Origin of the sequence: Sciscionella sediminilitoris (genome assembly GCF_000737195.2) — a bacterium.
In the GTDB taxonomy this organism is placed as follows: Bacteria; Actinomycetota; Actinomycetes; order Mycobacteriales; family Pseudonocardiaceae; genus Sciscionella; species Sciscionella sediminilitoris.
This window is the reverse complement of record NZ_JALM01000028.1, coordinates 16,230-27,549: the sequence shown is the minus strand read 5'-3', so window position 1 is coordinate 27,549 and position 11,320 is coordinate 16,230. Positions and strand designations below refer to the sequence as shown.

Below are 11,320 nucleotides of genomic sequence, written 5' to 3'. Positions count from 1 at the left end.
GGGTGGCCAATAGTTCCCCAGGCGTTTCATCTATGACTGGAGGCAACGGTGCCGAAATCGGCTGGGGTAGCCAAAAAGCTGGACCGCACGCATTATCTGTATCTCGCGGTGATCGTCGCGGTCGCGCTCGGTGTCGCGGTTGGTCTGCTCTTTCCCGCGTTCGGAAAGGACCTCAAACCGCTCGGCACCGGATTCGTGGATCTGGTGAAGATGATGATTTCGCCGATCATCTTCTGCACGATCACGCTCGGCGTCGGTTCGGTCGCGCGGGCGGCGAAAGTCGGCAAGGTCGGCGGAATGGCGATCGGCTATTTCCTCGTCATGTCCGCGATCGCGCTCGTGATCGGGTTGCTGATCGGCAATGTGCTCGAACCGGGTGACGGGCTGCACCTGACCAAGGACATCGCCAGCTCCGGGCGTGAACAGATCGAAGGCGGTGAGAACACCACCGAGTTCCTGCTCGGCATCATCCCGAAATCGCTGTTCTCCGCGCTCACCGAGGGACAGGTGCTGCAGACCCTGCTCGTCGCCCTGCTCGCCGGATTCGCGCTGCAGAAACTCGGCCCCCGCGGCGAACCGATCCGGCGAGGCATCGAACACATTCAGCGCTTGGTCTTCCGCATCATGTCGATGATCATGTGGGTCGCCCCGGTCGGCGCGTTCGGCGCCATCGCGGCCGTCGTCGGTGCCACCGGATGGAAGGCGATCGGCAGCCTCGCGGTGATCATGGTCGGCTTCTACCTCACCTGCCTCGTGTTCGTGTTCGGCGTGCTCGGCACCGTGCTCTGGACCGTCGCCCGGGTCAACGTGTTCCGGCTTTTCCGTTACCTGGCAAGGGAATTCCTGCTCATCCTGTCCACTTCGTCCTCCGAGGCCGCGCTGCCGAGGCTGATCGCCAAGATGGAGCACCTCGGGGTGAGCAAACCCGTCGTCGGGATCACCGTGCCCACCGGATACTCCTTCAACCTGGACGGCACCGCCATCTACCTCACCATGGCCTCCATCTTCGTCGCCGAAGCGCTCGACAAACCGCTGGCGCTCGGGGAACAGATCGGCCTGCTGCTGTTCATGGTCATCGCCTCCAAGGGGGCCGCGGGCGTCACCGGAGCGGGACTGGCCACCCTCGCAGGCGGCCTGCAGTCCCATCGGCCCGACCTTGTCGACGGGGTCGGTTTCATCGTCGGCATCGACCGGTTCATGTCCGAAGCCCGCGCCCTCACCAACTTCGCGGGCAACGCCATCGCCACCGTGATCATCGGGACCTGGACCCACGAGATCGACCGGCAGCGGATGAGCTCGGTACTCAGTGGTGCGCAGCCGTTCGATGAGCGCACGTTGCTGGAGGAGGAATCGGCGAAGGAGAGCGAACCGATGGCGCAGAACAGCTGATTATCGAGGCGATCTCGCGGCGGAAGAAGCCCGGATCGATGCGATCGCCCGATCCCACGCACCCTGGGTCAGTTTCGGCCGACTACAGCGCCGCCACGCGCAGGTTCGGCCGCTCCGGCTCGGAGTCGGCCCCCACCAGCCCGCGTCGCGCCAGTTCCGGGCGAACTCCCTCGCCGAACCAGTAGGCCTCCTCGAGGTGCGGGTACCCGGAAAGCACGAATTCCTCGATCCCCACCTCGGTGTACTGCTCGATGAGGTCGGCTACTTCGGCGTGGCTGCCGACGAGCGCGGTCCCGGCGCCGCCGCGCACGAGGCCGACTCCGGACCACAGCCCGGGGTAGATCTCGAGGGAGCGGGCGTCGTCGCCCAGGTCGCCGCCGTGCAGCGCGGCCATCCGCTGCTGGCCGACGGATTCACTGCGTGCGAAGGATTCCTGGGCCTGGGCCACATCGGCGGGATCGAAGGCGTCGTACAGGTCCTGGGCCACGGCCCAGGCCTGTTCGGAGCGATCCCGGGAAATGGTGTGCAGCCGGATGCCGAACCGCAGACGCCGCCCGTATTTCTCGCCGATGGCGCGCACTTTGGCGACCTTCTCGGCGACGGCAGCGGGCGGTTCGCCCCAGGTGAGGTAGACGTCGGCGTGTTTGGCGGCGACCGGAAGGGCGGCGGGGGAGGATCCGCCGAAGTAGATCGGCGGCTCGGGGTCCGGAACGGAGTAGGTGCGCGCGCCCTCGATCTCGTAGTGCTCGCCGTGGAAATCGGCGGGTGTCCCGGACCAGGCGGATCGCAGCACACTGAGGAATTCGTCGGTGCGCGCATAACGCTGATCGTGATCGAGGTGGTCACCGAACCGGCGCTGTTCGACCGATTCCCCGCCGGTGACGATGTTCAGCAGCAACCGGCCACCGGAGACCTGCTGATAGGTGGCGGCCATCTGAGCCGCGAGGGTCGGGCTGAGCACGCCGGGGCGGAAGGCGACAAGGAACTTGATCCGCTTGGTACGCGCGAGCAGGGCCGCTGTGGTCAGCCAGGCATCCTGGCACCAGGAACCGGTCGGGGTGAGCATTCCGGTGAACCCGAGATGTTCGGCGGCCTGCGCGACCTGGGCGAGGTAGTCGATGTCCGGCTGGCGCGGGCTCGCCGCCGCGATCGGGGAGACGTGCGGGCGCTCCGCGATGAACCGGCCGTCCCCGTGGGTGGGAAGGAACCAGTGCAGTTCGATGCTCATTGCCGGATGCCTTTCTCCTGGAATGGTTGCAGATCCTTGTGGTAGCGGTCGTCGACGAAATCGCCGAACCGGATGCCCTGCGGAATGGAGTTGTTCGCCACGAACACATCCATGAGCTGCTGTTCGGATCGCACGGTGTCCCCGGTGAGCGGAACCGGAAGTTTGACCCCGCGGCTGACCTCGAGGCGGGCCACCGGGACCGGGAGCCCGGTGTCGTGCGCATAGGCGCGGGCCCACTGCTCGGGATGGCTCTGGGTCCAGCGCTGCGCCTTGGCGGTGGCGATCACCAGCGCGCGGATCGCCTCGGCCTTGCGCGGATCGGCGAGCGCTTTCCGGCTCGCCACCTGGAAGTTGAGCGCGTTCGCCACACCGGTCCCGTCCAGCAGCACCCGCGCGTGCTCGCGGATCTGCGCCTGTGCGGTGTACGGATCCCAGATCGCCCAGGCGTCCAGATCGCCCTGGCTGAACGCGGCGAAGGCGTCCGCCGGTTGCAGATAGGCGATGTGCACGTCCTCTTTGGACAGGCCGGCCCTGCGTAGCTGAGCGAGCAGATGCCCGTGCGCCGAGGTGCTGTTCGCCACGCCGATGGTCTTGCCGCGCAACGACTTCAGGTCCCTGACCGGAGAATTCCGCGGCACCAGGATGGTGTCCCCGCTCGGCGCCCCCTGTGCGGCGGCGACCATGGAGACGTCCGCGTTCGCCGCGGCCGCGATCAGGGCGGGGGTGTTGCCCACCGAGGCGGTGTCGATCGCGCCCGCGTTCGCCGCCTCCACCTCGGGCGGACCGGAGGTGAAGGTGGAGAACCGCACCGTGAACGGCAATTCGCGCAGCAGCCCGGAAGCGGCGAGCAGCGCCTTCGTCTGCCCTTTCTGGTCGCCGATGTGCAGCACGAGCCCGCGTTCCTCGGTTTTCGTGGCACAGCCGGAAAGCAGCAGGAGCAGCGCGATGCAGCTAAGAGGTCGTTTCATGATGGCCTCCGTCGCGAGCGGGACTGTGCCCCGGCGGGACACCCGTACCCGAGGCAGTGGATGAGCCGCAAGGCGGAGTATTGAGCCGCAGTGGGTTTCTGCGGTGATTGACGACAACGCGCGCCGTGCCTGCCGGCGCCGGAGGCCGTGCCAGCGCCGCGCTGGCCCCGCGCAGCAGGTAGTGTCATTGTGAGATGACCTCTAAGCCAGCGCATGCTGTTCCACCCCGAGTTCGGCGAGCAGGGTGTCCCGCAGCCCGAGCAGTTCGCGTTCGGCGCGCGGCCGGGGGAGATCGATGCGGTGTTCGGCGGAGATCCGCCCGTCCTCGAGTACGAGCACCCGGTCGGCGAGGGTGAGCGCTTCCCCGACATCGTGGGTGACCAGCAGCACCGATTGCCCGTGCGTGCGCCACAATTCCTGCACGAGCCCGCCCATGGCCAGCCTGGTGAGCGCGTCCAGCGCCCCGAACGGCTCGTCAAGCAGCAGCACCGAGGGTTCCCGGATCAGCGCCCTGGCAAGGGAAACCCGCTGTGCCTCACCCCCGGAAAGGGTGCCAGGCCAAGCGTCGGCGCGTTCTTCGAGGTGTACCTCGCCGAGTGCGCGCACCGCCTGCTCGCGCGAGCCCTCGGTCCCCAGCACCACATTGCGCCAGACCTTGCGCCAGGGAAGCAGTCGCGGCTCCTGGAAGGCCACCGAGACACTGCCCGCCACATCCGCGATCCCCTCGACCGCGCCGTCCAGCCCCGCGAGCACTCGCAGCAGGGTGGACTTGCCCGATCCGCTTTTCCCCAGCAGGGCAACGAATTCCCCGCGCGCCACGGTCAGATCCACGCCGTCGAGCACGGTGCGCTCGCCGAAGGTCTTGCGCAGTCCGCGTACCGTCACCGCCATCGCAGCACCCTCCGCTCGATCAGCCGCACCCCGGCATCGGTGAGCAGGCCGAGGATCGCGTACACCGCGAGCCCGACCAGGATCACGTCGATGCGCAGGAAATCGCGCGCATTGTTGATGAGATACCCGATCCCGGTGTCCGCGGCGATCTGCTCACCCACGATCAGCGAGAGCCAGGCACTCGCGAAGGCCAGCCGCAGCCCGACCATGACGTGTTCGGTGGATGCCGGGAACACCACATGGCGCAGCCGCTGCGCGCGGGAGAAGCCGAGCACCCGGGTGGCCTCGAGCAGTTTCCGGTCCACACCACGGATTCCGGCGTACACGTGCAGATAGATGGGCAGCGCGACCCCGAAGGCGACGATCGCGATCTTGGGCGCCTCGCCGACCCCGAACCAGGTGATGAACAACGGGATCATGCCCAGATGCGGCAGGGTCCGCAGCGCCTGCATGGGCGGATCGATGCCGATGTCCCCGGCCTTGGTAAGCCCGGCGAGAGTACCGAACAGACCGCCGAGCGCCGCGCCGATCAGGAAACCCAGGAACGCGCGCAGCACCGAGATCCCCAGCGCCGAGGTCAGCTCCCCGTTCGCGATCAGCTCGCCCGCCGCGCGCACCACGGCGACCGGGGAGGCGAGCAACCGGCTCGGCAGCAGCCCGGTGCTGCTGGCCAGCTGCCAGATGAGCACGATCGCGACCGGGCTTGCCAAGCGCAGCAAGGGAATCCGGACGCGGCGGCGGGTGCGGCCCGGGCGGTTGCGTTGCGGGCGCACCTGATCGGCGACGGCGGTGACGCTCGCCATCACCGGTCACCGCCGAACGAGGCGCCGTTTTCGGGGAATTCTCGGGAAATCACGCAACCGATCGCACCAGCGCGCCGCACATGGTGTCAATCGGACGCGTGTTTCGTCCACAGGAAGGGATTATCTCGGGGACGGAAACACGCGAATTGCGAATCAATTCATCGGATTATGTCGTGCCGGGTGATCGTCTGGTCACGCCCCGGACCGACACCGATCGCGGAAACCCGCGCCCCGGACAGTTCCTCGATCCGGTGCACGTACGCCTGCGCGTTCTTCGGCAGATCCTCGAACCGGCGGCACTCGCTGATGTCCTCCCACCAACCGGGCAGCTGCTCGTAGACCGGGACCGCGTGGTGCACATCGGTCTGGGTCATCGGCATGTCCTCGGTGTGGAAACCGTCCACCTCGTAGCCCACGCAGATCGGCACCGATTCCAGTCCGGAGAGCACATCCAGCTTGGTGAGGAAGTAATCGGTGATGCCGTTGACCCGGGTCGCGTAGCGCGCGATCACCGCGTCGAACCAGCCGGTGCGCCGATCGCGCCCGGTGTTCACGCCGATCTCCCCGCCGACCTTGCGCAGGTGCTCGCCCATCTCGTCGGTCAGCTCGGTCGGGAACGGCCCGGAACCGACCCGGGTGGTGTAGGCCTTCAGGATGCCGAGCACGGCGCTGATCCGGCCCGGCCCGATGCCCGATCCGGCGCTCGCCCCGCCGGAGGTCGGGTTGGACGAGGTCACGAAGGGGTAGGTGCCGTGGTCCACGTCCAGCAGGGTGCCCTGGGACCCCTCGAGCAGCATGGTCTCGCCCGCCTCGAGCGCCTTGTTCAGCTCGAGCCTGGTGTCCGCGATGCGCTCAGCGAACTGCTCACCCTGCGCGAGCACCTCGTCGGCGACCTGGGCCGGATCCAGTGCCTTGCGGTTGTACACCTTGACCAGGATCTGGTTCTTCACCTCCAGCGCCGATTCCACCTTCTGGCGCAGGATCTTCTCGTCCAGCAGGTCCTGCACGCGCACCCCGACGCGGGCGACCTTGTCCTGGTAACAGGGCCCGATCCCGCGGCCCGTGGTGCCGATCTTGCGGCTGCCCAGATAACGCTCGGTGACTTTGTCGATGGCGATGTGGTACGGCATGATCAGGTGCGCGTCCGCGGAGATGAGCAGCCTGCTCGTGTCCACGCCCTTCTCCTGGAGACCGCGCAGCTCGTCGAGCAGCGCGCCCGGATCCACGACCACACCGTTGCCGATCACGTTCGTCACCCCCTCGGTGAGAATGCCCGAGGGGATCAGCTTGAGCGCGAAGTCCTGACCGTCCGGGAGCACGACCGTGTGCCCTGCGTTGTTGCCGCCCTGATAGCGCACGACCCACTGCACCTGGTCGCCGAGCAGGTCGGTGGCCTTGCCCTTACCTTCGTCGCCCCACTGGGCGCCGATGAGCACGATGGCAGGCATGTCAAACTCCCATTGATATTGATCGGTTTGCGAAAACAAGCTGTACCGGTCGACAAGCGTACCCTCTCTTCTCGTGTCAATGATGCGAACGGCGGAACTGTCCGGGCCACTGTCCGGAAAAGCGGACATCGATCCAGCACTGGACGTGGAGCGTCTCGTGGTGCACGGCACCGACGCCGATCTCGCCGCGGTCGCGATCCGCCTGCTGCGCAAGGGAAAGCTCCAGCACATCGCGGTCGCCTACCTGCCGTCCGGCGAATCCGAGGTCGCGGTTCGCGCCCATCCGGACACGGTGCGCACCGCTGCGGTGACCAGCATTCCGCTGATCCGCGACGATCACGGCGGGGTCGTGGTCGGCGCGGCGAGCGCGCAGGTGACCGGAGCCACGGTGTACTGCGACAGCACCGCCGTGCTCTACCGGGAGGCGGGCACCGTGCTGGTGCGCCCCGGCGGTGCAGGCGTGGAAGTCACCGTGCGCAGGCGGTTCCGCAGGACCCGCACCGCGACCGGGCGAGCCGTGCAGTTCGGTTGCGCCCCGTGTCAGCCGGTCACCGACGGTCAGCCGCACCCGCGGCCGCTCGAGCGCTGGTCCTGGTATCGGCACACCGAGGATCTACGGCTGGTGACCGCGTGATGACCCCCTACGTTCGTCGGTGAGTCACCCGAAAGTATTGCGCGCGTCACATCCATGCGCGATCGTCAAAAGATGACGAAACTTAGCTTACGTACCGCCACCATTTCACTAACCGCAGCGGCGGGCATCAGCCTTTTCGGGCTCGCCGTTCCCGCATCGGCCACCCCGCCCGGGATCCCGGATGCCGCGACCGCCCGCGGTTACCTCGGTTCGCTCACCGTGGCCGCGGACGGCTCCATGGACGGCTACTCCCGGGAGAAGTTCCCGCACTGGATCGCGCAGGAGGGCAACTGCAACACCCGCGAGGACGTGCTCAAGCGCGACGGGGAGAACGTCAAGGTGGGCAACGACTGCTACCCGACCTCGGGTACCTGGACGAGCGCCTACGACGGGCAGAAGGAGAGCAAGGCCTCCGAGGTGCAGATCGACCACATCGTCCCGCTCGCCGACGCCTGGCGCACCGGGGCCGCGAAGTGGTCCCAGGACCAGCGCCAGGCCTTCGCGAACGACCTCAAGGACCCGCAGCTGATCGCGGTCTCCGGGAGCTCGAACGAGGAGAAGAGCGACAAGACCCCGGACGAGTGGATGCCCTCGAACGCCGATTACCGCTGCGACTACGCGGCCAGCTTCGTGGCGATCAAGCACAAGTACAAGCTGACCGTGAAGGCCGAGGAGAAAAAGGCCCTCGAGGGCACCCTGGGCAAGTGCTGAGGCACAACCGGCTGATTCCGGTGCGGCTCAGCGGATCGTGAACCCGCCGTCCACTCGCAGTTCGGTGCCGTTGACCATCGCCGCCTCCGCCGAGATGAGGTAGGTCACCGCGGCGGCGATCTCCTCCGGTTCGGCGAACCGCCCGGTCGGGATCTCCGCGCGATGCGCCTCGCCCGCCGGGTTGTCCCAGGCGGCGCGGCCGAGTTCGGTGAGCACCACGGTCGGCGAGACGGTGTTCACGGTGATCCCGCTCGGCCCCCATTCGAGGGCCAGCGTGCGGGTCATCCCGTTCACCCCCGCCTTGCTCGCGCAGTAGGCGACGTGTTTGTCCAGCGCCACGCTCGCCGCCTGGGAGGCCAGGTTCACGATCCGCCCGTAGCCGCGCTCCGCCATCGCCGCGCCGACCGCCTGGCACATCAGGAAAGTGCCGGTGAGGTTCACCGCGATGGTCAGGTCCCAGTCCGCGGTGGTGACCTCGGCCGCGGGCGCGAGCCGTGCCACGCCCGCCGAGTTGACCAGGATGTCGATCGCGCCGTGCCGCGCCAGCACCTCCGCGGTCACCGCGCGCACCGATTCCGGATCGGTCACCTCGAGGCGATGCGTGGAAGCGCAAACGGCCGGGAAATCGGCTTTCAGGTCCGCACCGGCCACGGTGGCCCCGCGTTCGGCGAGGGTTTCCGCGATCTGGCGGCCGATGCCGGACGCGGCACCGGTCACCAGCGCGACCCGGCCACTCAGATCGAACATCGCGTACTCAGTCCTTTCCGCTCGTTGCCAGTGCCGGGCTCTTGGCGGTGTCGTCCGGCTTCACGTTCAGGAAGGACACCATCACGAAGGCCGCGGCGTAGAGCAGTACGAAGGCCCACACCACGCCCGTGTTGCCGAGCCCGATGGCCAGCACCAGTGCGACCACACCGGAACCGAGGAAGCTCGCCCCGCCCGCCGCCGTGGTGTACATGGCCATCGCCGCGCCTTTGTGCTGCGGGGCGAGCGCGGGCATGATCGCGCCCATCGGCACGAACCCGGCGAGCAGGCAGCCGAACACACAGCCCGCGGCGGTGGAAAGCCAGAAGCCCCAAGTGGATCCGGCCGGAACCATGTGCGGGACGTACCACCACAGCAGCAGCCCGACCGCGGAACCGAACACCCCGAACCACTGCACGGTGCGCCGCCAGCCCCAGCGATCCCCGACCGCGCCGAACACCGCGTTCACCAGAATGTTGGTGGCATACACCAGAACCGTCATGGTCAGCCAGCGCGCCTGACCCCAGCCCAGCTCATCGGCGATCACGGTGGGCAGGATGATGAACATCCCGAACTCGGGCGCGGTGTTGATCAGCCGCACCAGGAAACCCATCAGGATCTTGGGCTGGCGCACGGTCAGCCGCAGACCCGCGGTGATGACCTGCATGCTGGACTCGTTCTCGGGCGCGATCCGTTGCCTGCCACGGGGATCGCGCACCCCGAACCACATGATCAGGAACCCGATCAGCACCAGGACCGTGGAGCTGATCATCGCGCCGGTCTCGCCGCCGGTGCTCCCGCCGAAGGCCGGGATCATGCCCAGCGCGAACAGCGAGCCCAGCGTCGGCAGTCCGCCGGTGAACATCACGTAGAACCAGCCGACCGCGGTGCCGTTGCGCGCGACCGGGGTGGTGATGTTGACCCAGACCAGGAAACCGAACGCGAAGAACGGGAACCCGAAACCGCGCAGGAAGTAGGTGATGAACACCAGCGGGAAGTTCGCGATCGAAAGGCTGAGCAGGAACAGCAGCTCGAACACGACCCAGATCACGAAGCCGAGCACCATCACCCGCCGCGGTCCCCACAGATCGGCGAGCGCGCCGGAGAGGTAACTGCCGACCAGCACCGCGACGCTGTACATCGAGATGATCACCGCGACGGTGGCTTCCGGGCTGTGCAGCACCGCGCTGATGTGCGGGGAGATGAAGTTGGACTCGGTGCCGTTCCCGGTCATGAAGACGAGCACGGCGAGGAATCCCCAGCGCAGCTTGTGCGGGATGCCGATGCGGTCCAGGAAGGTCTCGCGGGTTGCGCTCTGGCTCATCAGCGGGCCGCCGTTCCATTGGGCAGGATGCTCACCTTGACCGAGGAGCCGGCGGTGTCCCCGACGAGATCGAGCGCCCGCTGGAATTCCTCGAGCCCGAACTGGTGGGTGCAGATGTCCTCGACCGGGATCTTGCCGTCCTCGATGAGCTTGATCGCGGCGGGCCAGCAGTGCGGGCCAAGGTGCGCGCCGAGCACGTCGAGTTCCTTGTCGTCGGAGATGATCGACCAGTCCACGCTGACGTCCGAGCCGAACACCGAGTACTCCACGTAGGTGCCCAGTTTGCGCAACAGGTCGAGCCCCTGGCCGACCGCGGAGGGATGCCCGGTGCCCTCGAGGTACACATCGGCGCCGTAGCCCTCGGTCAGTTCCTTGATCTTGGCGACCGCGTCCTCGGTACGGATGTTGATCGTCAGATCCGCCCCGCACTTGCGGCCGAGCTCCAGCTTGTCGTCGTCCAGATCGAGCGCGATCAGGGTCAGCGGGTTCTTCTGCCGGGCACCGGCGATCAGGCCGAGCCCGATCGGGCCGCATCCCGCGACCACGACCACATCGCCGAACTGGATGTTCGCCCGCTCGACCGCGTGCAGCGCGCAGGAGAGCGGTTCGGCGAACGCGGCGTGCTGCGGGGCCAGGTCCTTGGACACCTTGTGCACCCTTGCCTTCGGCGGCACCAGCATGTACTCGGCCATCGCGCCGTCGTAGTTGCGGAAGCCGAACATGTCGTGCGGCCCGCACATCCAGTACTTGCCGGTGCGGCAGTAACGGCATTCCTCGCACGGCACGATCTGCTCGCACACGATGCGGTCGCCCACCTCGACCCGGTGCCTGCTTCTCGCCTGCTCGCTGCCACCGACCACGGTTCCCACGAACTCGTGGCCGGGCGTGCGGCCGGTCTGCGCCCACGCCGGGCGGTGCTCATCCCCCCAGAATTTCGCCGCTCCGTGGTAGCACTTCAGATCGCTCGCGCACACGCCGACGGCTTCGACCCGCAACAGCAGGTCGTCCTCGCTCGGGCGCGGCACGTCCACCTCCTCGAGGCGGTAATCCTGCGGACCGTGCACCACGACCGCTCGCATCCGATCCGGGATGTCCGACACCTGGTACCTCCATTGGCACGGGTCGCGCTGGTCTCGTGCGAACCCTCTGGACTTCTGCCGCACCTAGCATCACCATGGTC

At 67.5% G+C, this 11,320-nt stretch carries 11 protein-coding genes; 3 read left to right on the top strand and 8 right to left on the bottom strand.

Going from position 1 to position 11,320, the window contains the following annotated elements; all coding sequences use genetic code 11:
• The first annotated feature begins 48 nt into the window (after positions 1-48).
• Entirely contained in the window at positions 49-1,389 is a 1,341-nt protein-coding gene (locus tag AD72_RS13740) for a cation:dicarboxylate symporter family transporter (protein ID WP_031466884.1), read from the top strand.
• A gap of 82 nt (positions 1,390-1,471) precedes the next feature.
• Here the strand turns inward: AD72_RS13740 and AD72_RS13735 are convergent, their stop codons facing one another.
• From AD72_RS13735 to AD72_RS13715, 5 genes are all read right to left on the bottom strand, one after another.
• Positions 1,472-2,617, bottom strand: coding sequence for an LLM class flavin-dependent oxidoreductase (locus tag AD72_RS13735; RefSeq protein ID WP_031466883.1), 1,146 nt, complete (start codon positions 2,615-2,617; stop codon positions 1,472-1,474).
• The gene (locus AD72_RS13730) at positions 2,614-3,585 is read right to left on the bottom strand and encodes an ABC transporter substrate-binding protein (RefSeq protein ID WP_031466882.1); all 972 of its coding nucleotides are present in this window, start codon (positions 3,583-3,585) and stop codon (positions 2,614-2,616) included. The genes AD72_RS13735 and AD72_RS13730 overlap by 4 nt, the downstream gene beginning before the upstream one ends.
• Before the next feature lie 201 nt (positions 3,586-3,786).
• Positions 3,787-4,476: an ABC transporter ATP-binding protein gene (locus AD72_RS13725; protein WP_031466881.1), complete on the bottom strand. Its 690-nt coding sequence runs from the start codon at positions 4,474-4,476 to the stop codon at positions 3,787-3,789.
• Positions 4,467-5,279: an ABC transporter permease gene (locus tag AD72_RS13720; RefSeq protein ID WP_031466880.1), complete on the bottom strand. Its 813-nt coding sequence runs from the start codon at positions 5,277-5,279 to the stop codon at positions 4,467-4,469. Before AD72_RS13720 ends, AD72_RS13725 begins: the two co-directional genes overlap by 10 nt.
• Positions 5,280-5,437: 158 nt before the next feature.
• On the bottom strand, positions 5,438-6,727 hold the full coding sequence (locus AD72_RS13715; protein WP_031466879.1) for an adenylosuccinate synthase: 1,290 nt from the start codon (positions 6,725-6,727) through the stop codon (positions 5,438-5,440).
• A gap of 73 nt (positions 6,728-6,800) precedes the next feature.
• On the opposite strand from AD72_RS13715, the gene AD72_RS13710 reads away from it, so the two are divergent.
• Together AD72_RS13710 and AD72_RS13705 are read left to right on the top strand one after the other, a co-directional pair.
• Entirely contained in the window at positions 6,801-7,361 is a 561-nt protein-coding gene (locus tag AD72_RS13710) for a hypothetical protein (protein ID WP_156365180.1), read from the top strand.
• A 72-nt stretch (positions 7,362-7,433) separates the two neighbouring features.
• The gene (locus tag AD72_RS13705) at positions 7,434-8,072 is read left to right on the top strand and encodes an HNH endonuclease family protein (protein WP_031466877.1); all 639 of its coding nucleotides are present in this window, start codon (positions 7,434-7,436) and stop codon (positions 8,070-8,072) included.
• Positions 8,073-8,099: 27 nt separating this feature from the next.
• Here AD72_RS13705 and AD72_RS13700 read toward each other — a convergent pair whose 3' ends face one another.
• Genes AD72_RS13700 through AD72_RS13690 form a run of 3 tightly spaced genes read right to left on the bottom strand, consistent with a single transcriptional unit; the run spans position 8,100 to position 11,240 of the window.
• The gene (locus AD72_RS13700; RefSeq protein ID WP_031466876.1) at positions 8,100-8,819 is read right to left on the bottom strand and encodes a GolD/DthD family dehydrogenase; all 720 of its coding nucleotides are present in this window, start codon (positions 8,817-8,819) and stop codon (positions 8,100-8,102) included.
• Between the two features lie 7 nt (positions 8,820-8,826).
• Complete coding sequence (locus AD72_RS13695; RefSeq protein ID WP_031466875.1) at positions 8,827-10,140, bottom strand: RbtT/DalT/CsbX family MFS transporter; 1,314 nt, start codon at positions 10,138-10,140, stop codon at positions 8,827-8,829.
• The gene (locus tag AD72_RS13690) at positions 10,140-11,240 is read right to left on the bottom strand and encodes an alcohol dehydrogenase catalytic domain-containing protein (RefSeq protein WP_031466874.1); all 1,101 of its coding nucleotides are present in this window, start codon (positions 11,238-11,240) and stop codon (positions 10,140-10,142) included. Before AD72_RS13690 ends, AD72_RS13695 begins: the two co-directional genes overlap by 1 nt.
• Positions 11,241-11,320: the final 80 nt, after the last annotated feature.

Excerpts from the sequence above, each read along its gene's own strand:
- AD72_RS13705 (WP_031466877.1), top strand. The coding sequence starts at position 7,434 with ATGACGAAACTTAGCTTACGTACCGCCACCATTTCACTAACCGCAGCG.
- AD72_RS13720 (WP_031466880.1), bottom strand. The coding sequence starts at position 5,279 with ATGGCGAGCGTCACCGCCGTCGCCGATCAGGTGCGCCCGCAACGCAAC.
- AD72_RS13730 (WP_031466882.1), bottom strand. The coding sequence starts at position 3,585 with ATGAAACGACCTCTTAGCTGCATCGCGCTGCTCCTGCTGCTTTCCGGC.
- AD72_RS13735 (WP_031466883.1), bottom strand. The coding sequence starts at position 2,617 with ATGAGCATCGAACTGCACTGGTTCCTTCCCACCCACGGGGACGGCCGG.
- AD72_RS13725 (WP_031466881.1), bottom strand. The coding sequence starts at position 4,476 with ATGGCGGTGACGGTACGCGGACTGCGCAAGACCTTCGGCGAGCGCACC.
- AD72_RS13715 (WP_031466879.1), bottom strand. The coding sequence starts at position 6,727 with ATGCCTGCCATCGTGCTCATCGGCGCCCAGTGGGGCGACGAAGGTAAG.
- AD72_RS13700 (WP_031466876.1), bottom strand. The coding sequence starts at position 8,819 with ATGTTCGATCTGAGTGGCCGGGTCGCGCTGGTGACCGGTGCCGCGTCC.
- AD72_RS13695 (WP_031466875.1), bottom strand. The coding sequence starts at position 10,140 with ATGAGCCAGAGCGCAACCCGCGAGACCTTCCTGGACCGCATCGGCATC.